This window comes from Stenotrophomonas sp. YJH_SMC_4 (assembly GCF_059371575.1).
This window is the reverse complement of sequence record NZ_JCAFUR010000001.1, coordinates 13,019-34,493: the sequence shown is the minus strand read 5'-3', so window position 1 is coordinate 34,493 and position 21,475 is coordinate 13,019. Positions and strand designations below refer to the sequence as shown.

The following is a 21,475-nucleotide window of genomic DNA, read 5'->3' as shown; positions in this document are numbered from 1 at the left end:
GCCCGCCTTGGCGGCGGGGTATCGGGGCCGGTAGGCTGTAGCCTTTCTGGTGCGGGTTTCCCGGAGTGGTACAGCGAATGAGTGGGTTGGCCCAAGCCATGGCGGCACGCATCCGGTTTCACCCGGCGCACGGGATATGCCGATGAGCGTGCCCGTTGCGGCGGCGGTGACGCCGCGTTTCGCCGTGATCGGCCTGGGTTACGTCGGCCTGCCATTGGCGGTGGCGTTTGGCCGGCACTGGCCGACACTGGGCTTTGACATCGATGCCGGCCGCATCGCGGAGCTGCGCGGTGGCCGCGATCACACGCTGGAGATGGAGGCCGACGAGCTGGCCGAAGCCACGCATCTGCAGTACGGCAGCGATCCTTCGCTGCTCGATGCCTGCAACGTCTATATCGTCACCGTGCCGACCCCGATCGATGCATACGAGCAGCCCGACCTGGAGCCCCTGCGTTCGGCGACACGGCTGATTGCCAGTCATCTTCGCGCCGGCGATCTGGTGATCTACGAGTCCACGGTGTACCCCGGCACCACCGAGGAAGTGTGCGTGCCGCTGCTGGAACAGGGTTCGGGCCTGGGCTTCAACGAAGACTTCTATTGCGGCTACAGCCCGGAACGGGTCAGTCCCGGTGACCGCCAGCGGCGCCTGGCCGACATCCGCAAGATCACGTCTGGTTCGACCCCGGAAGTCGCTGCGGTGATCGATGGTCTCTACCAGCGCATCATCGACGCCGGTACGTTCCCGGCGCCGTCGATGCGCGTGGCCGAAGCAGCCAAGGTGGTCGAGAACATCCAGCGCGACGTCAACATCGCGCTGGTCAACGAGCTGGCGCTGATCTTCGACCGGCTCGGCATTGATACCCAGGACGTACTGGACGCCGCCGGCAGCAAGTGGAATTTCCTGCCGTTCCGGCCAGGCCTGGTTGGCGGTCACTGCATCGGCGTCGATCCGTACTATCTGCTGCACAAGTCCGAAAGCGTGGGCTACCACCCGGACCTGATCCACACCGCGCGGCAGGTCAACAACCGCGTCGGCGAGCACGTGGCGGCGCGCGTGCTGGCGATGCTGGCCGAGCGTGGCCGTGCACCGGCGGAGGCACGCATCCTGGTGCTGGGCGTGACCTTCAAGGAGGATTGCCCCGACCTGCGCAACAGCCGCGCGCTGGAACTGGCCCAGCGCCTGCGCGATGCGGGTGCGCAGGTGGAGGTGAGCGACCCGTGGGTCGGCCCGGCGGCATTGACCGGCGAGGGCCTGGATTGGCTGGCCGAACCCGGGGCAGGGCGCTATGACGCGGTGGTGCTGGCGGTGGCCCACGCCCGTTTCAAGGCAATGGATGAAGACGCAATCCGGGCGCTGCTGGCGCCAGGCGGCCTGGTCTACGACGTCAAATCGGCCTGGCCGCGCAACGTGGTTGACGATCGTTTGTAAGCCTTGGCAGCGAGCGGCGCGGTAGACTCGGGAACAGTTGCAACCGAGGAAAGCCATGCACCGGTACATCGTCTACCTGCTCGCCATCCTGATGTTCCCGATATGCCTGTGGCTGGCCACGATCTGGCCGGCCTGGTACTGGGGCGTCGGCCTGACTGCCGCGATGGTGGCATTGGGGACCTGGGACCTGCTGCAGAAACGCAGCACGCTGCGCCGCAACTATCCGGTGATGGCGCACTTCCGCTACGGGCTGGAATCGATCGGCCCGGAGATCCGCCAGTACTTCGTGCAGAGTGACCTGGAGGATGTGCCGTTCTCGCGCCAGCAACGTGCACTGATCTACCAGCGCGCCAAGAACGAGATGGACACGGTGCCGTTCGGTACCCTGCGCAGCACCTATGCGGTGGACTACGAGTGGATCAACCATTCGCTGGCGCCAACCGCCATCGCCAAGCATGACTTCCGCGTGTTGATCGGCCCGAACTGTGCCAAGCCCTATTCGGCCAGCGTGTTCAACATCTCGGCGATGAGCTTCGGTTCACTGTCGGCCAATGCCATCCGCGCACTGAACGAAGGCGCGCGGCGTGGTGGTTTCTACCACGACACCGGCGAAGGCTCGATCTCGCCCTATCACCGTGAGATGGGCGGCGATCTGGTCTGGGAGATCGGCTCGGGCTACTTCGGTTGCCGCGACGAGAAGGGTGGTTTCAGCGAGGAACGCTTCGTTGCCAATGCCACCCATGAACAGGTCAGGATGATCGAGATCAAGCTGTCGCAGGGTGCCAAGCCGGGTCATGGCGGCGTGCTGCCAGCGCCGAAGGTGACTGCCGAGATCTCGGTGACCCGGGGCGTGCCGATGGGCGTGGACTGCGTGTCGCCGTCGCGTCACTCGGCGTTCTCGACACCGGTCGAGCTGCTGCAGTTCGTCGCCCGCCTGCGCGAGCTGTCCGGGGGCAAGCCGGTCGGTTTCAAGCTGGCGATCGGCCACCCGTGGGAGTGGTTCGGCATTGCCAAGGCGATGCAGGAAACCGGGTTGCTGCCGGATTTCATCGTGGTGGATGGTGCCGAAGGGGGCACCGGCGCGGCGCCGGCCGAGTTCGTCGATCATGTCGGCGTGCCGATGCACGAAGCGCTGCTGCTGGTGCACAACACCCTGGTCGGCCTCGATCTGCGCGAGCGCATCCGCATCGGTGCAGCCGGCAAGATCACCAGTGCGTTCGACATCGCGCGCACCATCGCGCTGGGTGCCGACTGGTGCAATGCCGGCCGCGGCTTCATGTTCGCGCTGGGCTGCATCCAGTCGTTGAGCTGCCATACCGACAAGTGCCCCACCGGCATCGCGACCCAGGACCCGGCGCGCTGGAAGCATCTGGATGCACCGGACAAGGCCACCCGTGTGTACAGCTACCACGAGCACACGCTGCATGCCTTGAAGGAACTGCTGTGTGCCGCGGGCCTGAACGACCCGGCGGAACTGGGTCCGGAGCATATCCTGCGTCGGGTTTCGCCTGTTGAGATCCGTTCGCTGGCCTCGCTGTACCGCTACCTGGAACCGGGCGAGCTGCTGCACAAGGTGCCGGACCACGCCGTGTTCCATGCGTTCTGGGCCGATGCGCGCAGCGATTCCTTCCAGCCGCCGCCGAAGATCCAGGCGCTGCGGGCCAGCAAGTCGCGATAACGTGTTGCTGTAGAACCGAGCCCATGCTCGGCTGCTTCTCTCATCGCGATGTTGGAACGAAGAACCGTCGAGCATGGCTCGACGCTGCAAGGAGATGCCATGCGGTTCCGGATCGGCACCACGGATGACGTGGCCACGCTGTGGGCGTTGCGCACGCGTTGCGTGCGCGAGACCTGCAGCAGCCATTATCCGCCCGAAGTGATTGCGCCCTGGTCGGCCTCGCCGCCGCCGTCGCAGTACGCGCGGTTGCTGGGGCAGGGCGGCTGCGTGGTGGCCGAGGATGGGCGGGGTGGCCTTCTTGGCTTCGGTGTGTTCGATGCCGATGCCAATGAAGTCGACGCGTTGTTCGTTGATCCTGATCGTGGCGGCCAGGGAATTGGCCAGGCGCTGATGCAGCGCCTGCTGGCAATGGCCGATCGTGAGCGCGAGGTGGTGCTGTCGGCCTCGCTCAACGCGGTGCCGTTCTACCAACGGCAGGGATTCATCAGCGTGCGCGAAGAGGTCTACCCGCATCCCAGCGGCGTGGCGCTGGCTTCGGTGAGCATGCGCAGGCCATGGTGAGCGCCCGGGGACTGTAAGGCAGTCGAGGATGGCTCGACTCTACAATGCAGGCGTCACCGCCCGGCCAGCCACCTGATCACGCCCTCGGCGGCGCGCAGGCCACTGGCGTAGCACGCGGTCAACAGGTAGCCACCTGTTGGCGCCTCCCAGTCCAGCATCTCGCCGGCGCAGAACACGCCGGGCACGGCCCGCAGCATCAGGCCATCATCCAGCGCATCCAGGCGCACGCCACCGGCGGTGCTGATCACCTCGGCCATCGGCCGGGGACGCAGCAGGCGCAGCGGCAGGCGCTTGAGCGTAGCCGCCACGGCAGGCAGGTCGTTGCCGGCTTCCTTACCCAGAATCTCGAACACCAGTGCGGCCTTCACCGCATCAAGGCCCGCCTGGCGACGCAGGTGCTCGCCGAAGCTGCGGCCCTTGCGCGGGCGTGACAGATCGGCCAGCAGGCGCGCTTCGTCGCGGCCCGGCACCAGATCCAGCCACAGCATCGCGTGGCCATCGCGGTTGATGGTCTCGCGCAGGTCCGCCGCCAACGCATAGATCAGGCTGCCTTCGATGCCGTACTCGCTGGCCACGCATTCGCCCTGCAGCGACTGTGGCTGTCCGGCCAGGTCGATCCAGTGCGCGACCACCGGCTTCAACGGTGCACCGGCATTGCGCTGGGCGAAGAACGGGGTCCAGTCCACGTCGAAGCCGCAGTTGGCTGACTGCAGTGGCGTGATGTCCACGCCACGGGCCTGCAGCGGGGCAACCCAGGCGCCGTCGCTGCCCAGCTGCGGCCAGCTGCCGCCGCCCATCGCCAACACGGTGGCATCGGCGTGGACATCGATCTCGCCGGCTTCGGTGGCGAAGCGCAGCGCGCCGTCGTTGCTCCAGCCGATCCAACGGTGGTTGGCATGCAGGCGCACGCCCTGTTCCTTCAGCCGGCGCACCCAGCCACGCAGCAGCGGCGCGGCCTTGCGGTCGACCGGGAACACGCGGCCGGAGCTGCCCACATAGGTCTCCACGCCAAAACCGCCGGCCCAGTCGCGCAATGCCTGCGCATCGAAGCCATCCAGCCAGCGGCCCACGGTCGTGGACTGCTCGCGGTAGCGGCTGTCGAACAGCGGACGCGGATCGGAATGGGTGAGGTTGAGCCCGCCCTTGCCGGCGATCAGGAACTTGCGGCCGGGCGAACCTTTGGCCTCGTACAGGTCCACCTCCAGACCGGCGGCGCGCAGGCGCTCGGCGGCGAACAGGCCGGCCGGGCCGCCGCCGATGACGGCGACCCGCGGAAGCGGTGCGGCATTACGGTTTGACATCGAGCAGCTCGACATCGAACACCAGCGACGAGCCGGCCGGAATCGGGCCAACCCGGTGGTCGCCGTAGCCGTAATCCGGCGGGATCATCAGGGTGCGCTTGCCGCCGACCTTCATGCCGGCCACGCCCTCATCCCAGCCGCGGATGACCTGGCCGGCGCCGAGTGCGAAGGTGAACGGTTCGCCGTGCTTGAAGGAGCTGTCGAAGGTCTTGCCGTGCTTGGTTTCGGTGCGGTTGTCGTAGATCCAGCCGGTGTAGTGCACGGTGACCTTGCTGCCGGCAACGGCTTCGGTGCCGGTGCCGGGCACGGTATCGATGCGCTCGAAGGTGGTCAGGGTGCCGCCGGGCGGTGGGCCGGACGGTTCGGTTGTGCAGCCAGCGGCGGCGAGGGACAGCAGCAGGGGAAGCAGCAGGCGGCGCATCGGGCGTCTCCGGAAGGGCGCAGGGCGAGGGCGGCAAGGGTAGCGCATCGGCGCCGGGTATCATGGGGGCATGGCAAAACTCCTGCTCAATCTGCGCAATGTCGGCGACGACGAATATGCCGATGTCTGCACGCTGCTCGACCAGCACGACATCGCCTGGTATCGCACCGAACCCAGCCCCTGGGGCATCTCCAATGGTGGCCTGTGGCTGCGCGAGGACGCTGATCATCCACGAGCGAAGGCGCTGATGGCGGAATACCAGGCCGAACGCGGGCCGCGCATCCGTGCCGAGCGTGAGCAGGCATTGCGTGATGGCACGGCGGAGACCTTCGGCAGCCTGTTCCGGCGGCGGCCGGTCTACGTGGTGCTGGTGCTGCTGGGGATGGCCGGTGCGGCGGCGCTGGTGCTGCTGCCGTTCGTGCTGTTGCGGGGGTAATGGGGCTTCTGGCCGGGTTGCACCCGGCACCCGCAGACGCAACGGCAACAGCAACGTCAAAAGCCGGGCTTCAGTGGGAGGGCGGGGCGGTGTGGACAGGCGGGGGACGGCAAAAGCTGCTCCTGCGTGCCTCGTAGAGCGCCATCCATGGCGCTCTGCGCCCCCGCCTGCCCACACCGCCCCACCCATGACAGATTCCGGTTGTTTGCCGGGCTTGGGGTCGGGTCCCTCTGCCGTGCAGAGGGCTCTGACCCCTGAATCTGCCCGGAGGGGCGGGAGGCGCTAAAATGCCAGGATGATCGCCAATACCGCTGCCTATCATTTCGCCGTCATCGACGCTCCCCAGGCCCTGTGCGACCAGTTGCTGGCGCGTGCCGAGGCGGCGCAGTTGCGGGGCACGATCCTGGTGGCGGGCGAGGGGCTGAACCTGTTCCTGGCGGGTGCGCCGGAGGCGGTCGAGGGTTTCTACGCGGCGCTGCGTTCTGACGTGCGGTTTGCCGATATGCGGGTCAAAACCAGCTTCAGTGAACATCAGCCGTTCGCGCGGCTGAAGGCCAAGGTGAAGGACGAGATCATCAGCTTCCGCCGTGACGACGGTCAGCCGCTGGACTATCCGCGCGCGCCGGCGGTCGATCCGGCCACGGTGCAACGCTGGTTGCGGCAGGGGCATGACGACGCCGGCAAGCCGGTGGTGATGCTCGATACCCGCAACCTGCAGGAAGTGGAGTACGGCACCTTCAAGGATGCGCTGGTGCTGCCGATTCACAAGTTCACCGACCTGCCCGAGGCGCTGGCGCCGCACCGCGAGGCGCTGAAAGACAGCACCGTGGTCAGTTTCTGCACCGGCGGCATCCGCTGCGAGAAGGCGGCGCTGTGGATGGTCAACGACGGCATGGACAACGTGCTGCAGCTGGACGGTGGCATCCTCGGCTACTTCGAGGAGGTGGGCGGCGAAGGCTACGAAGGCCGCTGCTTCGTGTTCGATGAGCGCGTGGCGCTGGATGCCGAGCTGAAGCCGATGGTCGACCAGCCGCTGCCGGAGCCGCGCCCCAGCGCGTTCTGACGCTTCCGCGGTAGAGCCGGCCGCTGGCCGGCTGCGAAGCCATCTACCTGTATGCCGGCCAGCGGCCGGCACTACCAATCGCGCTTGGCGCGGACCAGGGCACCCCGGATCGGCCCGGTCAGCCCTGAACCCGCCACACGGGAATCAGCATCCCGCCACCGTCACTGGCCGCGGCGCCTGGCCGACCCCATGCATGGGGGATCCTGTGACGGAAAAACGCCTGATGATCCCGTTGTCGATCCTTGACCTGGCCCCGGTCTGCGAGGGCAGTGACACCACCGCCGCTTTCGCCAACATGCTGGAACTGGCCCAGCACGCCGATGCGCTGGGCTACCGCCGCTACTGGCTGGCCGAACACCACAACATGCCGGGCATTGCCAGCGCGGCCACCGCCGTGCTGATCGGCCACGTGGCGGGTGGCACAAAGCGCATCCGCGTTGGTGCCGGCGGCATCATGCTGCCCAACCATGCCCCGCTGCAGGTGGCCGAGCAGTTCGGCACGCTGGCTTCGCTGTATCCGGACCGCATCGACCTCGGCCTGGGCCGTGCACCCGGTACCGACCAGCCGACCGCGCGTGCGCTGCGCCGCTACTTCGACAGCGCCGACCAGTTCCCGCAGGACGTGCGCGAGCTGCTGCATTACTTCGAGCCGGTACAACCCGGACAGGCGGTGCAGGCGGTTCCGGGTGGCGGCCTGCGGGTGCCGACCTGGATCCTCGGTTCGAGCCTGTTCGGTGCGCGCATGGCCGCCTCGATGGGCCTGCCGTATGCGTTCGCCTCGCACTTCGCACCCGACGCGATGGATGAAGCCGTTGCTGTATACCGGCGCGAGTTCCGCCCCTCGGCCACGCTGAAGCAGCCGCACGCGATGCTGGCCCTGAACGTCGTTGCCAGCGACAGCGAAACCGAATCGCGGCGCCTGTTCACCAGCCAGCAGCAGAGTTTCGTGAACCTGCGTCGCGGCCGACCGGGCAAGATTCCGGCACCGATCGACGACATCGAGTCCTTCTGGGAGCCGCACGAAAAACCGGGCGTGGAGCGGGCGCTGGCCTGCACCGTGCTGGGCGATCCGCAGCAGGTGGCGGAGGGCATCGCCGCGTTCGTCGAACGGCACAAGCCCGACGAGCTGATGCTCACCGCCAACCTGTACGACCACCGCGCGCGCCTGCGCTCGTTCGAACTGACCATGCAGGCCTGGCACGCCCGCCACGCGGGCTGAACAATTGCGTCACGGCCCATTGCGGCCGAACCGCGTCTGATGGGGGCTCATATCGAAGGAGCCCCCACATGGCCGACACCCGTGCCGAACACATCGCCCAGCTGGCCGAACTGATCAAGGACGTGGAGGTGGCGATGTTCACCACCACCGGCGTCGATGGCCGCCTCTACAGCCGGCCGTTGGCCACCCAGCAGGTCGCCTTCGACGGTGACCTGTGGTTCGTGATCACCGGCGACAGCCCCAAGGTGGCCGAGATCGCGCTCGACCCGCGGGTCAACGTGGCGTATGCCTCGCCCTCGAAGAACACCTATGTGTCGGTGGCGGGGCGGGCACGCGTGGTCGATGATCGCGCGAAGATCGAGGAGCTGTGGTCACCGGCGATGAAGCTGTTCTTCCCCGGTGGCAAGGATGACCCCAACCTTCGCCTGATCCATGTGCGCGCCGACAGTGCCGAGTACTGGGACGGTCCGGGCACGCTGCTGGGCAAGGCGTTGACGTTCGTGCTGTCGGCGGTGCAGGACGAACCGGCGGCGCTGGCCGACAACGGTTTCATTGATCTTCGGTGATGACCGATGTCCGGTATTGGTAGTGCCGGCCGCTGGCCGGCAGCCCTGGAAACGTGGCAGCCGGCCAGCGCCCGGCTCTACCGGATTCCGGATCAGAACCAGCGCTGGAACAGCTCCACCGTATAACCCACCAGCTGCCCCGAACTGAAACCGAAGAACGCGATCGCTGCCACGGCGGCAATCCAGTTGAACAGCATCAGCGCGCCATCGCGTTCCAGCAGCGCCAGCGAGAACAGCAGCAGCTGGAAGCCGAACAGGAAATTGGTGAAGGGAATCGGCAACGACAGCAGCAGGCCCAGCAGCACCAGCAGCAGGCCGGTGAAGGCGTGCGCCATCAGCGGTGTCAGCAGTTGCGGCAGGCGGGGTTTCAGCATCTTGTCCAGGCGCCGCAGCGGGCGGTCGATGCGGTCCAGGAAACGATGCATGGTGCCGCGCTTCGGCCCGCGGCGGGCAATGAAGCCGGGCAGCCAGGGCCGGCGCAGGCAGAACAGCATCTGCAGGCCGATCAGGACCACCAGTGGGCCGCTGACCGCGCCGCCCATGCCCGGGATCGGGATGAACGACGGCAGGATCGCCACGAACAGGAACACGCCGAACGCGCTCTGCTGCAGGTTGCCGAGGATCTGGCCCAGCGGCATGTGCTCGGCGGGATCGCCAGAGGCGAACATCTCCAGCAGGGTACGGATGCCCTCGTTACGGTAGGCCGGGCGCTCGTCGCCCGGACCCTTGCCGGGCTCAGGCGGTGAGCTCATCGGCCTGCTCGTCTGACAACGTGCGCAGCAGCAGCTTGTCCACGCGCGCACCATCCAGGTCAACCACTTCGAAGCGCCAGCCCGCCCAGTCGAAGTACTCGCCTGCGTGCGGAATGCGGCCGAAGTAATGGATGCACATGCCGGCCAGCGTGTAGTAGTCGCCGTCCTCGGCGTCGGGCAGGTCGTTGCTGCCGATCAGTTCGCGCACGTCTTCGATCGGCAGCGAGCCGTCCACCAGCAGCGAGCCGTCTTCGCGGGTCACCACCAGCGCGTCCTCGTCGGCGTTCTCCACCGCCTGCAGGCGGCCGACCACCGCGCCCATCAGGTCGCTGATGGTCACCAGGCCCTGGATCTCGCCGTACTCGTCCACCACCAGTGCCATCGACTGCTGTTCCTCGCGGAAGATTTCCAGCAGCTTCATCGCGTGGGTCGATTCGGAGACGTACAGGGGTTCGCGCAGGGTCTGGAACAGCGCGTTGTCACCGCGCGCCATGCGCGTGGCCAGCGATTTCAGTTCGAGCACGCCGACCACGTCCATGTCGTTGTCGCGGTACACTGGGTACCGGGAGAACTCGTGTTCGGCCATGATTTCCAGGTTGCGCTCCAGCCCGGCCTGGGTATCCAGCCACGCGATGCGGTTGCGCGGGGTCATCAGGCTGTCGGCGGTGCGGTCGCCCAGGCGCATGACGCGGTTCATCATGTCGCGCTCGTGGGCATCGATCACGCCGGCCTCGTGGCTTTCGGCGACCAGCATGCGGATCTCTTCTTCGGTCACCGAGGCGACTTCATCCTTGCCCAGGCCGAACAGGCGCAGCACCAGCTGGGTGGTCCTGGACAGCAGCCAGACGAAGGGCAGGGCGAGCTTGGCCAGCCAGCTCATCGGCATCGCGACCAGGCCCGCAATGGCCTCCGAACGGGTCAGCGCCAGGCGCTTGGGCACCAGTTCGCCGAAGATCAGCGTAATGAAGGTGATCAGGCTGACCGCCAGCGCGGTACCGATGTTGCCGGCATAGGCGAAGCCCGGCATCAGGCCCTGGATCCAGCCGGCGAAGGCTTCGCCCAGCGCTTCGCCGCCGAGGTAGCCGGTCAGCACGCCGATCACAGTGATGCCGATCTGCACGGTGGACAGGAAGCTCTCCGGCTTCTCGGACAGCTCCAGCGCCTTGGCCGCGCGCTTGGAGGTGGCGGCCATCTGCTTCAGGCGGCTCTTGCGCGAGGTCATGACCGACATCTCGGACATGGCGAAGAAGCCGTTCAGCAGAACAAGCGCGAAGACAATCAGGATCATTTCAAACACGGGCGTCGTCCCCGGTTGGTGGCAGGGAGGGCGGGTGCTTGCGATGGCGGCAGGCGCTCAGGAACGGGGTCCGGCGCGGCGCTGGGGGATAAGGGTCGTCGTCCATAGGATGCGCCCGAAGGCGCGCTGGCATCTTAGCAAAGGGGCGTGGCAGGGTGGCAACCGCCTGTTCAGGTTCGGGGTTCCAAGCCCCGGAAAGGGGGCGGGGATACCCGAGATGGTCATCTAGCCGTCATAATTCCGTCTGGTGCCGTCCTTCCCGCGACGGCTGACAGGTTTCTCAATGTTCTCTCTGCAGACCATTTTCGGTTCCGGCAAACAGTTCTACACCCTGCTCGATGAGGCCGCCGTCGCGGCCTCCGACGCCGCCAAGGCGCTGCATTCCATGCTGCGCGAGGCCGACCGCCAGCCCGCGCTGGACGCCTTCAAGCTGGCCCGCCTGCGCGAGCGCGCGGCCTCGGACAAGATCAGCCAGGCGCTGGTGGACAGCTTCATGACCCCGATCGAGCGCGAAGACATCGAAGCGCTGGGCTCGGCCCTGTACAAGATCCCCAAGCAGATCGAGAAGTTCGCCGATCGCTATTCGCTGGCCACGACCCACCTGGAGCACATCGACTTCGCGCCGCGCGCGGCGATGCTGGAACAGGCCGCCGGCGTGGTGGTGGAGATGGTGGCCGACCTGCGCCACATGAACCTGGACCGGATGACCGCGCTGAACGAGAAGCTGCGCTCGCTGGAAAACGAGGCCGACCGCCTGATGCTCGAGCTGTACCGCGACATCTATTCCGGCCGCCTGGACAACCTGCAGATGTTCCTGCTGAAGGAATTCTTCGAGATCCTGGAAAAGGCCATCGACCGTTGCCGCGAGGCCGGCGTGGTTGCGTATCAGATCGTGTTGAAGAACAGCTGACGGACGCCGCCGCATGTTGACCCTTGTCCTGGTGGTGATCCTGGCCGCACTCGTCTTCGAGTTCATCAACGGCTTCCACGACACCGCCAATTCCATTGCCACCGTGGTCGCGACCAAGGTGCTCTCGCCCGGCTGGGCGGTGATGCTGGCCGCCTTCATGAACCTCATCGGTGCGCTGACCGGCACCGCGGTGGCGCTGACCATCGCTTCGGGCCTGCTCAACACCAACGTGGTCGAGGTCACCCCGCAGGTGATCCTGTGCGCGCTGCTGGGCGGCATCATCTGGAACCTGATCACCTGGTGGAAGGGCCTGCCGTCCTCGTCCTCGCATGCGCTGATCGGTGGCCTCTGCGGCGCCGGCCTGGCGGCCGCCCACAACAACTGGGACGCGCTGATCTGGTCCGAGCGCCTGGGCAGCTGGGCGCAGAACAAGGGCCTGCTGTGGAAGGTGTTCGTGCCGATGATCACCTCGCCGATCGCCGGTTTCCTGCTCGGCATCGTGGTGATGGTGCTGCTGTGGGGCCTGATCGCCGGCCTGGCCAGGATCGGTGGCGCCATCGGTCGCCTGGCCCGCCCGCGCATCGTCAATGCCTTCTTCGGCAAGGCCCAGATCGCCTCGGCGGCCTACATGGGCTTCGCCCACGGCCACAATGATGCGCAGAAGACCATGGGCATCATCGCCATGACCCTGATCGGTGCCGAGGCCACCGGCGCACTGGATGACCTGCCGTCCTGGCTGGCCTTCATGCACCCGGACGCGCACGCCGGTGACGGCATCGCGATGTGGATCGTGCTGACCTGTGCGGTAGTGATGGCTGCCGGTACCGCCTCGGGCGGCTGGAAGATCATCAAGACCCTGGGCCACAAGATGGTCAAGCTGCACCCGATCCACGGCTTCGCCGCGGAGACCAGCTCGGCCACCATCCTGACCCTGGCCGCCCACTTCGGCATGCCGGTCTCGACCACGCACAGCATCTCCACCGCGATCATGGGCGTCGGCTTCGCCAAGAACCCGCGCTCGCTGAAGTTCGGCGTGATCGAACGCATCGTCTGGGCCTGGATCCTGACCATCCCGGCAGCCGGCGGCTGTGCGTACCTGATCCTGAAGCTGTTCGAGCTGTTCGGCTGGACCTGATCGCCACGCCAGGGTTGCAAACGAAAAAGCCCGCCGGTATCCGGCGGGCTTTTTTCATGGGCAAAGAATTTTCCGCACACATCGTGTCGACCAAGGTCGACACCTACCAGAGCAGAAGCAGGGATCCGATCCCGTGCCGACCAACGGTCGGCACCCACCAACAGCAGCAGGAACCTGTCAGCGGCGGGGTGGGGTGGATATGCAGGACCGTTGGCGCCATGGATGGCGCCATCGAGCCCCCATGGACGGGTTTACGGCGTGTCCTGCATATCCACCCCACCTTGCCAGCCCCCAGGAAGCCCGCTTTTGCAGTGGCAGTGGCCGTGGCAGTCAGCGGGTGCCGGGCCGCAGGCCCGGCCGAACCCCTCAATTACGCTGGAACAGCGCCTGCACATCCTTGCGGAACGCCGCCTGGCTGTCCGTCCGGCTGTAGAACATGTGCCCGCCCGGATAGCTCCGCACCTGCACCCGGTCCGGGTTGCTGCCCATCGCCGGCATCTGGTCCACCGTCAGGATCGAGCCCATGAACGGGCACGACAGGTCGTTCCAGCCATGCACGATCAGCACCTGCAGATGCGGATCGATCGCCACCGCCTGGCGCAGCTGGGTCACCGCACCCTGGCGCAGCTCGCCGTTGCGGTCCCACATACGATTCACGTCGTAGTTCAGCGCCTGGTAGCGTGCATCCACCTTCCAGCCAACCACGCGCGTCACGAAGTCGACCATCGCCGTGGTGGTTGGCGCGATGATGCTGTCCAGCAGCGGATCATTGGCGCGCTGCTCCGGGTCATTCGGGAATGGATCGAACGCGGTCACATTGGAGTCGTAGCGGCTGCCCAGCGTGCCCTTGTCGCGGAATACTTCGCGCAGGTAGGCCTGGGTTTCAAGACGGCCACCGGCACGGCGCACGAACTGCGGGTCAAGCCCGGTCAGCTCGGTCACCCGGCGCAGCATCGCCTCGGTGGCCTGCGGATCGCTGCGGCCCTTCATCAACGCGGTGGCGTAATCGCCACGGGTGTACTCCACCACCTCGCGCATTGCCGCGTCGGTGAGCCTGCCCTGGCGCTCCAGGTGCGCCGCGGCGATCGACGGCAGCGTCTGCATCCATGCCATCGGCGAGACGTCGGCGTTGTCTTCCAGCGTCGGGCTCAGGTACGGCGAGACCAGTACCAGGCCGTTCATCGCCACGCCCAGCCGGGTCTGCAGGAAATGGGTGATGCGCGGGCCGCGATAGCCGCCGTAGCTCTCGCCGGTCAGGTACTTGCGTGACGCCATGCGCTGGTTGCGCAGCAGCCAGTCGTAGATCGAGCGCGACAGGTACTCGATGTCGGCGCCGGGGTTGTACAGCTGCTTCTTCGCCTCGTCATCGCCGATGCGCGCGCGGCTGAAACCGGTGCCGACCGGGTCGATGAATACCAGGTCGGTGAAATCCAGCCAGGTGCCCGGGTTGTCATGCAGGGTCGCGGGCGCCGAGGCGCTGTCGCCTTCCGAACCGAAGGTGACCACCTTGGGCCCGATCGCGCCCATGTTGAGGTACACCGACGAGGCACCAGGGCCGCCATTGAGCGCGAACGTCACCGGCCGGTCCTTGCCCGGCATCGTGTACGCAGTGAACACCACATCGGCGATGACCTTGCCCTTCTCATCGCGCACCGGCAGGGTGCCGACGGTGGCGGTGTAGTCCAGGGTGCGGCCGGCCAGGCGCATGCTCTGGCGCGCCGACGCATCGGCGGGCAGCGCAGGCGCGTCGGTCCTGTCGTCTTTCGAATCGGGCTTGGTGTCAGCGGCGGGCGCGGCCAGCACGCTGGTGGGGGCGATGAGCAGGCCGACGCAGAGCGCGGCAGTGTGCAGCAGGGACTTCATGGCACCGGATCGGCAGCGGAAGGGGGTTCCGATGCTAGGCCGGTGGAGTGCCATGCCGTATGTGTCCAAAGGCATGGCCACGTTCTGCAGCGGCTTGCGGCCAGATTGGATCAAACGGGCAGGGTGGCTGCCGCTTCGTCGTTGGCCAGCAGGCCATAGACGGCCGAGTCCGAAAGCTCGCCCTGGATGCGCCAGCGCTGGCGCAGCACCCCCTCGCGGTGGAAGCCGAGGCGGTCAAGCACATGTGCCGAGGGTACGTTGCGTGGATCGATCTCGGCTTCGATGCGGTGCAGGTGCAGGGTGTGGAACAGATAGCCCAGCATCTGCTGCAGGGCCTCATGCATGTAGCCCTGGCCCTGGCGGTCGGGCGCCAGCAGATAGCCGATCTCGGCCCGCATGGCCTCACGATCAATGGCGAATGCGACGCAGACGCCCAGCAGTGGGCCGTTGGGTGATTCGCGCAAGGCCAGCTTCAACTGGGTGCCGATCGCGTGCGCGGCAAGGTCGTCGTCGATCTGTTCGCGGGCTTCGGCCGGTCGTGTCCAGGCCGGATGGTTCCACCAGCGCATCACGTCCGGATTGGATTGCAGCGCGAACAGCGCGGCCGCGTCGTCACGGCGGATCGGGCTCAGCACCAACCGCGCGCTGTGCAGCGGCAGGGCGGGAAACAGCAGCGAGTGGCTGGCCAATACGATGGTCCACACGGGTGGACGCGCATTATGCCGCCGCCGGGTTTGCCGATGGCGGCGTAATGCCAAGGGCGCATGAGCCGGTAATGGCGGCCGCTGGCCGGCAGTCGAGGTTGCCGGCCAGCGGCCGGCACTACCGGGCAACCGGGTCAGAGCCCTTTGCCAGGCAAAGGGATCCGACCCCGTGCCGGGATCAGACCTCCAGCGAGGCCAGATCGCCCTTGCTCTCCAGCCAGCCCTTGCGGTCGGAGGCGCGCTTCTTGGCCAGCAGCATGTCCATCAGCGAGCTTGTCTGCTCGCGATCGTCCACGGTCAGCTGCACCAGGCGGCGCGTATCCGGGTGGATGGTCGATTCGCGCAGCTGCGGCGGATTCATCTCGCCCAGGCCCTTGAAGCGGGTGACGTTGATGGCGCCCTTGATCTTCTCGCGTTCGATCTTGTCCAGCATCGAGCGCTTTTCTTCCTCGTCCAGGGCGTAGAACACCTGCTTGCCCACGTCGATGCGGAACAGCGGCGGCATCGCCACGAACACGTGGCCGGCATCGACCAGCGCCGGGAAGTGCTTCAGGAACAGTGCGGTCAGCAGCGTTGCGATGTGCAGGCCGTCGGAGTCCGCGTCGGCCAGGATGATGACCTTGCCGTAACGCAGGCCGCTGATGTCGTCCTTGCCGGGGTCGCAGCCGATGGCGATGGCCAGGTTGTGTACTTCCTCCGAGGCCAGCACGCTGTTGGATGAGACTTCCCAGGTGTTCAGGATCTTGCCGCGCAACGGCATGATGGCCTGGAAGTCCTTGTCGCGGGCCTGCTTGGCGCTGCCCCCTGCCGAGTCGCCTTCCACCAGGAACAGCTCGGTACGCGACAGGTCCTGGCTGATGCAGTCGGCCAGCTTGCCGGGCAGGGCCGGGCCCTGGGTGACCTTCTTGCGGACGACCAGCTTCTCGGTCTTCAGGCGTGCGCTGGCGCGCTCGATGGCGATCTGCGCGATCTTTTCGCCCAGCTCCACGTTCTGGTTCAACAGCAGGCTGAAGGCATCGTGGGCCGCGCCTTCAACGAAACCGGCCGCCTGGCGCGAGGACAGGCGTTCCTTGGTCTGGCCACTGAACTGCGGGTCGGTCATCTTCAGCGAGAGCACGAACGACACGCGGTCCCACACGTCTTCCGGGGCCAGCTTGACGCCGCGCGGCAGCAGGTTGCGGAAGTCGCAGAACTCGCGCAGCGCCTCGGTCAGGCCGGTACGCAGGCCGTTGACGTGGGTGCCGTGCTGGGCGGTGGGAATCAGGTTGACGTAGCTTTCCTGCACCAGCTCGCCTTCCGGCAGCCAGGCCACGGCCCAGTCCACCACCTCGGTGTCCTTCTTCAGGTTGCCGACGAACAGGTCGGCCGGCAGCGATTCGCGTTCGCCCAGTTCCAGCTTCAGGTAATCGCGCAGGCCGTCCTCGTAGTACCAGGTGTCGACTTCACCGGTGGCCTCATCGGTCAGCTTGACCGTCAGGCCCGGGCACAGCACGGCCTTGGCGCGCAGCAGGTGCTTCAGCGCGCGCACCGCGAACTTGGGCGTGTCGAAGTATTTCGGGTCAGGCCAGAAGCGCACGCGGGTGCCGGTGTTCTTCTTGCCGACGCTGCCGACCACTTCCAGCGGCGTGGCGCGGTCGCCGTTGCGGAAGGTGATGCGGTGCTCGGCACCTTCGCGCTTGATGTGCACTTCCACCAGGGTCGACAGCGCATTGACCACGCTGACGCCGACGCCGTGCAGACCGCCGGAGAAGGTGTAATTGTTGTTGCTGAACTTGCCGCCCGCATGCAGGCGGGTGAGGATCAGCTCGACACCCGGGATCTTCTCTTCCGGGTGGATGTCCACCGGCATGCCGCGGCCGTCATCGCTGACCTCCACGCTGCCATCCTTGTACAGGGTGATCTCGATCGAGCGGGCGTGGCCGGCGAGGGCCTCGTCCACCGAGTTGTCGATCACTTCCTGCGCCAGGTGGTTCGGGCGCGCGGTGTCGGTATACATGCCGGGACGGCGCTTGACCGGGTCAAGGCCGGACAGGACTTCAATATCGGCGGCGTTATAGCGGGCGTTCATCTGTCTTCGAAAGCTTGGAGCGACGGGCAAGTGTGGGGTCTGGCACGGGATTTTGCACGCCTGCGGTTCAGTCTCGGCGACGCAGAGGGGGTAAAATGGCAGCCGCTGGAATCTGAATGCCGGCGACCCCCGTTGGGTCGAAACATCCAAGCCATACCGCGAGGAGGACCTCATGAAGAAGTTGCTGACCATTGCGATCCTGGCCGCTGCCGCCGTTGCAGTGCCGCTGGTGGTGGCGCAGAACGCCGGCCAGCCGGCCCCGCAACAGGGTGGCCAGGCCGACAAGGCGCAGGCCGAAGCCGATGCCAAGGCCAAGCGCCGCGCCCAGGCCAATGCCGAAATGAAGGCGCAGGGCCAGCCGGCCCCGCAGCAGGAAGAGGAAGAAGAGGCGCGGAAGAAGAAGTAATTCTTCCGCCCTCCGAAGCCCTTGCCGCAAGGGATTCGCCCCCCGACGCCCCGCCCAGCGGGGCGTTTCTTTTGGGTGACGGCCGCAACTGCCCCTTGGGTTGGCGGCCATCAATCTGTAAACTATGGCTTTCCGGGAGTAAGTGCGTGTCCACCCTTTGCGAATGGGCTGGCACGGCCATGCGTGGTCGCCAGCAATGCGGGTCGCAGGTGACGGTCGATTTGACCGGCACGGCCGCCCCGACCTCGCAGGGTGGTCCCCGTCCGGCGCCTGCCGCCGCACGGCCCAGCACCTCCCTCGCTGCCCCAGCGAACCGGAAAACCCCCTTCAAGCTCCATGCCCGCCCTCCGGGTGCGCGTGGTGCTGCCGTTTTCCATTTCCAGACAGGATGCTTGCAGCCATGACTCCCTTGATTTTCGTAACCGGCGGCGTGGTGTCCTCGCTCGGCAAAGGCATTGCCGCTGCGTCACTGGCCGCCATTCTCGAAGCCCGTGGCCTGAAGGTCACGATGATGAAGCTCGACCCGTACATCAACGTCGACCCGGGCACCATGAGCCCGTTCCAGCACGGTGAGGTCTACGTCACCGACGACGGCGCCGAGACCGACCTCGACCTGGGCCACTACGAGCGCTTCGTGCGCACCCGCCTGAGCCGCAAGAACTCGGTCACCACCGGCCGCATCTACGAGAACGTGATCCGCAAGGAGCGCCGTGGCGACTATCTGGGCGCGACCGTGCAGGTCATCCCGCACATCACCGACGAGATCCGCCGCTGCATCGATGAAGCCACCGAAGGTTACGACGTGGCGCTGGTCGAGATCGGCGGTACTGTCGGCGACATCGAGTCGCTGCCGTTCCTGGAAGCGATCCGCCAGGTGCGCACCGAGCGTGGCCCGGAGAAGGCGCTGTTCATGCACCTTACCCTGGTGCCGTACATCGGCGCCGCCGGCGAGCTGAAGACCAAGCCGACCCAGCATTCGGTGAAGGAGCTGCGCTCGATCGGCATCCAGCCGGACGTGCTGCTGTGCCGCTCCGAGCAGGCGGTGCCGGATTCGGAGCGCCGCAAGATCGCCCAGTTCACCAACGTCTCCGAGCGCGCGGTGATCAGCGTGCCGGACGTGGACGTGCTGTACCGCATTCCGTCGGGCCTGCACGCGCAGGGCCTGGACGAGATCGTGGTCAACCAGCTGAAGCTGGCCGATAAGGCCGGCCCGGTCGACCTGTCGATGTGGGAAGACGCGGTCGACGCGACCCTGCATCCGCTGGACGAAGTGACCATCGCCGTGGTTGGCAAGTACGTCGATCACCAGGATGCCTACAAGTCGGTCGGCGAAGCCCTCAAGCACGGTGGCCTGCGCCAGCGCACCAAGGTCAACCTGAAGTGGCTGGAAGCACAGGACCTGGAAGGCACCGACATGGCCGCACTGGCCGATGTCGACGGCATCCTGGTGCCGGGTGGTTTCGGTGACCGTGGTTTCGAAGGCAAGGTGCTGACCTCGAAGTTCGCCCGCGAGCAGCAGGTGCCGTACTTCGGCATCTGCTACGGCATGCAGGCGGCCGTGGTCGACTACGCGCGCAACGTGGTCGGCCTGGAAGGTGCCAACAGCACCGAGAACGACCGCCAGTCGCCGAACCCGGTGATCGGCCTGATCACCGAATGGCGCACCGCGACCGGTGACGTGGAAAAGCGCGACGACAAGAGCGACCTCGGCGGCACCATGCGCCTGGGTCTGCAGGAACAGCGCCTGAAGCCGGGCACGCTGGCCCGCGAGCTGTATGGCAAGGACGTCGTCGCCGAGCGTCACCGCCACCGTTACGAGTTCAACAACCGTTACCGCACCCAGCTGGAAGATGCCGGCCTGGTGATCGCCGGCAAGTCGATGGACGACACCCTGGTGGAAGTGGTCGAACTGCCGCGCGACGCGCACCCGTGGTTCCTGGCCTGCCAGGCGCACCCGGAATTCCTGTCCACGCCGCGTGACGGCCATCCGCTGTTCATCGGTTTCATCCGCGCCGCACGCGAGCGCAAGGCCGGCGGCAAGCTGCTTTCCGAAGCGCGCGCCTGACTTGTGAATGGGGGCTTCGGCCCCCATCCTGCATGCTTCAACCCCCAGCGCACCGGCCCGGCCGGTGCTGCGGACAACAAGGAAACGCCATGAAACTGTGTGGATTCGAGGTCGGGCTGGACCAGCCCCTGTTCCTGATCGCCGGCCCCTGCGTGATCGAGTCGATGCAGCTGCAGCTCGATACCGCCGGCAAGTTGAAGGAAGTCACCGACAAGCTCGGCGTCAACTTCATCTTCAAGTCCAGCTTCGACAAGGCCAACCGTACTTCGGGCACCGCGTTCCGTGGCCCGGGCATGGAAGAGGGCCTGAAGGTCCTGGCCGAGGTCAGGAAGCAGATCGGCGTGCCGGTGCTGACCGACGTCCACGAATACACCCCGATGGACGAAGTGGCCTCGGTGGTGGACGTGCTGCAGACCCCGGCGTTCCTGGTCCGCCAGACCGACTTCATCCGCAAGGTGTGCTCGGCCGGCAAGCCGGTCAACATCAAGAAGGGCCAGTTCCTGGCGCCGTGGGACATGAAGCCGGTCGTGGAGAAGGCCAAGGCCACCGGCAACGAGCAGATCATGGTCTGCGAACGTGGTGCCAGCTTCGGCTACAACAACCTGGTCAGCGACATGCGTTCGCTGGCGGTGATGCGCGACACCGGTTGCCCGGTGGTGTTCGACGCCACCCATTCGGTGCAGCTGCCGGGCGGGCAGGGCACCAGTTCCGGTGGCCAGCGCGAGCACGTGCCGGTGCTGGCCCGTGCCGCCGTGGCGGTGGGCATCTCCGGCCTGTTCGCCGAGACCCATCCGGATCCGTCCAAGGCGCTGTCCGATGGCCCCAATGCGTGGCCGCTGGACCAGATGGAAGCACTGCTTGAGACCTTGATGGAACTCGACGCAGTGACCAAGAAGCACGGCTTCTCGCGCTTCGCGTGAGTCGTGACCCGTGGCTGGCGCTGGAAACCCAGCGCCGCCGCCGGCACTGGGAACAGTGGCCGTGGGGCCTGATCGCACTGGGCCTGGCCGTGCTGTTCACCGTGGGCATGTTCGGGCTGGTGCTGATCGGTGCCGCGTCCGTGCGGCCGCCGGGTGATGGCAGCAGCGCACTCGATCTGCGCGCGTACTTCATTGCGCTGCTGGTGGCAGAGCTGCTCGGTGCAGTGGGATGCGTCGCTGCTGCTGCGCAGGCCTGGAGGCTGAATCGCGGCAAGGTGGCCGCCGGCCTGGCGATCATCCTGCTCTCGCTCTGGCTCGGCGCCCTGTTCTACGGAGTGCTTTGATGAATGCGACCACATCGGCGCGAGGCTGGCCCTGGGGCCTGATCGCCCTGGGGCTGTCCGTGTTGACCTGGATCGCCCTGGTGGTGGGCGTACTGGCCTTCACCGCCGGTTTCCGGCCGCCGGGGGACGGGAACAACGGCGTGCAGGCCACGCAGTGGTGGTTGCTGGGCGCACTGGTCACGATGGTGCTGTCCTTCCTGGGCAGCCCGGTGGCGATGGTGCTGGCCTGGCGACGGCGGCGTGGCCCCATCCTGGCGGCGCTTGCTGGTGCATTGCTGGTGATGCTGGTGTCGATGGTCCTGATCGTGATCGGGTCCAGCTGGGGCTGAAGCCGCCC

At 66.6% G+C, this 21,475-nt stretch carries 21 protein-coding genes; 14 read left to right on the top strand and 7 right to left on the bottom strand.

Annotation, left to right across the window (positions count from 1 at the left end; all coding sequences use genetic code 11):
- Positions 1 to 142 precede the first annotated feature (142 nt).
- The 3 genes from AC5P9F_RS00185 to AC5P9F_RS00175 all read left to right on the top strand — a co-directional run bounded on the left by AC5P9F_RS00185 (position 143) and on the right by AC5P9F_RS00175 (position 3,668).
- Positions 143 to 1,429: a nucleotide sugar dehydrogenase gene (locus AC5P9F_RS00185; protein WP_005408982.1), complete on the top strand. Its 1,287-nt coding sequence runs from the start codon at positions 143 to 145 to the stop codon at positions 1,427 to 1,429.
- A gap of 55 nt (positions 1,430 to 1,484) precedes the next feature.
- Complete coding sequence (locus tag AC5P9F_RS00180; RefSeq protein ID WP_043034340.1) at positions 1,485 to 3,107, top strand: FMN-binding glutamate synthase family protein; 1,623 nt, start codon at positions 1,485 to 1,487, stop codon at positions 3,105 to 3,107.
- Positions 3,108 to 3,206: 99 nt separating this feature from the next.
- Positions 3,207 to 3,668: a GNAT family N-acetyltransferase gene (locus AC5P9F_RS00175; protein WP_049459682.1), complete on the top strand. Its 462-nt coding sequence runs from the start codon at positions 3,207 to 3,209 to the stop codon at positions 3,666 to 3,668.
- 53 nt (positions 3,669 to 3,721) lie between these two features.
- Here AC5P9F_RS00175 and AC5P9F_RS00170 read toward each other — a convergent pair whose 3' ends face one another.
- Both AC5P9F_RS00170 and AC5P9F_RS00165 read right to left on the bottom strand, forming a co-directional pair.
- The gene (locus AC5P9F_RS00170; protein WP_049459681.1) at positions 3,722 to 4,969 is read right to left on the bottom strand and encodes a TIGR03862 family flavoprotein; all 1,248 of its coding nucleotides are present in this window, start codon (positions 4,967 to 4,969) and stop codon (positions 3,722 to 3,724) included.
- Complete coding sequence (locus AC5P9F_RS00165) at positions 4,956 to 5,390, bottom strand: FKBP-type peptidyl-prolyl cis-trans isomerase (protein WP_099497498.1); 435 nt, start codon at positions 5,388 to 5,390, stop codon at positions 4,956 to 4,958. The genes AC5P9F_RS00170 and AC5P9F_RS00165 overlap by 14 nt, the downstream gene beginning before the upstream one ends.
- A gap of 70 nt (positions 5,391 to 5,460) precedes the next feature.
- Between AC5P9F_RS00165 and AC5P9F_RS00160 the strand changes: the two genes are divergently transcribed.
- From AC5P9F_RS00160 to AC5P9F_RS00145, 4 genes are all read left to right on the top strand, one after another.
- Complete coding sequence (locus AC5P9F_RS00160) at positions 5,461 to 5,826, top strand: DUF6164 family protein (RefSeq protein ID WP_005412913.1); 366 nt, start codon at positions 5,461 to 5,463, stop codon at positions 5,824 to 5,826.
- Positions 5,827 to 6,121: 295 nt separating this feature from the next.
- Positions 6,122 to 6,889: a sulfurtransferase gene (locus tag AC5P9F_RS00155; protein WP_005408988.1), complete on the top strand. Its 768-nt coding sequence runs from the start codon at positions 6,122 to 6,124 to the stop codon at positions 6,887 to 6,889.
- Positions 6,890 to 7,112: 223 nt separating this feature from the next.
- Positions 7,113 to 8,108, top strand: a complete 996-nt coding sequence (locus AC5P9F_RS00150) for an LLM class flavin-dependent oxidoreductase (RefSeq protein ID WP_043034337.1) — start codon at positions 7,113 to 7,115, stop codon at positions 8,106 to 8,108.
- Between the two features lie 68 nt (positions 8,109 to 8,176).
- A complete protein-coding gene (locus tag AC5P9F_RS00145) occupies positions 8,177 to 8,674 on the top strand; it encodes a pyridoxamine 5'-phosphate oxidase family protein (RefSeq protein ID WP_005412916.1) in 498 nt (165 codons plus the stop codon).
- 92 nt (positions 8,675 to 8,766) lie between these two features.
- Here AC5P9F_RS00145 and AC5P9F_RS00140 read toward each other — a convergent pair whose 3' ends face one another.
- Positions 8,767 to 9,426: an exopolysaccharide biosynthesis protein gene (locus AC5P9F_RS00140; RefSeq protein ID WP_049449166.1), complete on the bottom strand. Its 660-nt coding sequence runs from the start codon at positions 9,424 to 9,426 to the stop codon at positions 8,767 to 8,769.
- The gene (locus tag AC5P9F_RS00135) at positions 9,410 to 10,714 is read right to left on the bottom strand and encodes a hemolysin family protein (protein ID WP_032966609.1); all 1,305 of its coding nucleotides are present in this window, start codon (positions 10,712 to 10,714) and stop codon (positions 9,410 to 9,412) included. Before AC5P9F_RS00135 ends, AC5P9F_RS00140 begins: the two co-directional genes overlap by 17 nt.
- 292 nt (positions 10,715 to 11,006) lie before the next feature.
- Here AC5P9F_RS00135 and AC5P9F_RS00130 point away from each other — a divergent pair, with 292 nt between their 5' ends.
- Positions 11,007 to 11,633, top strand: coding sequence for a DUF47 domain-containing protein (locus AC5P9F_RS00130; protein ID WP_004152833.1), 627 nt, complete (start codon positions 11,007 to 11,009; stop codon positions 11,631 to 11,633).
- 13 nt (positions 11,634 to 11,646) lie between these two features.
- A complete protein-coding gene (locus AC5P9F_RS00125; protein WP_005408993.1) occupies positions 11,647 to 12,768 on the top strand; it encodes an inorganic phosphate transporter in 1,122 nt (373 codons plus the stop codon).
- Between the two features lie 366 nt (positions 12,769 to 13,134).
- On the opposite strand, the gene AC5P9F_RS00120 is transcribed toward AC5P9F_RS00125, so the two are convergent.
- From AC5P9F_RS00120 to parE, 3 genes are all read right to left on the bottom strand, one after another.
- On the bottom strand, positions 13,135 to 14,631 hold the full coding sequence (locus AC5P9F_RS00120) for a S10 family peptidase (RefSeq protein WP_005412919.1): 1,497 nt from the start codon (positions 14,629 to 14,631) through the stop codon (positions 13,135 to 13,137).
- A 110-nt stretch (positions 14,632 to 14,741) separates the two neighbouring features.
- Positions 14,742 to 15,320, bottom strand: coding sequence for a GNAT family N-acetyltransferase (locus AC5P9F_RS00115; RefSeq protein WP_012479721.1), 579 nt, complete (start codon positions 15,318 to 15,320; stop codon positions 14,742 to 14,744).
- Positions 15,321 to 15,513: 193 nt separating this feature from the next.
- Entirely contained in the window at positions 15,514 to 17,403 is a 1,890-nt protein-coding gene (parE, locus tag AC5P9F_RS00110) for a DNA topoisomerase IV subunit B (RefSeq protein ID WP_005408996.1), read from the bottom strand.
- A 172-nt stretch (positions 17,404 to 17,575) separates the two neighbouring features.
- Here parE and AC5P9F_RS00105 point away from each other — a divergent pair, with 172 nt between their 5' ends.
- From AC5P9F_RS00105 to AC5P9F_RS00085, 5 genes are all read left to right on the top strand, one after another.
- Entirely contained in the window at positions 17,576 to 17,809 is a 234-nt protein-coding gene (locus AC5P9F_RS00105) for a hypothetical protein (protein WP_005408997.1), read from the top strand.
- 400 nt (positions 17,810 to 18,209) lie between these two features.
- Positions 18,210 to 19,874, top strand: coding sequence for a CTP synthase (gene pyrG, locus AC5P9F_RS00100; RefSeq protein WP_005408998.1), 1,665 nt, complete (start codon positions 18,210 to 18,212; stop codon positions 19,872 to 19,874).
- Positions 19,875 to 19,963: 89 nt separating this feature from the next.
- Entirely contained in the window at positions 19,964 to 20,794 is an 831-nt protein-coding gene (gene kdsA, locus AC5P9F_RS00095; protein WP_005408999.1) for a 3-deoxy-8-phosphooctulonate synthase, read from the top strand.
- Positions 20,791 to 21,138: a hypothetical protein gene (locus AC5P9F_RS00090; RefSeq protein ID WP_099498097.1), complete on the top strand. Its 348-nt coding sequence runs from the start codon at positions 20,791 to 20,793 to the stop codon at positions 21,136 to 21,138. The genes kdsA and AC5P9F_RS00090 overlap by 4 nt, the downstream gene beginning before the upstream one ends.
- Entirely contained in the window at positions 21,138 to 21,467 is a 330-nt protein-coding gene (locus AC5P9F_RS00085) for a hypothetical protein (RefSeq protein ID WP_005409001.1), read from the top strand. Before AC5P9F_RS00090 ends, AC5P9F_RS00085 begins: the two co-directional genes overlap by 1 nt.
- Positions 21,468 to 21,475: the final 8 nt, after the last annotated feature.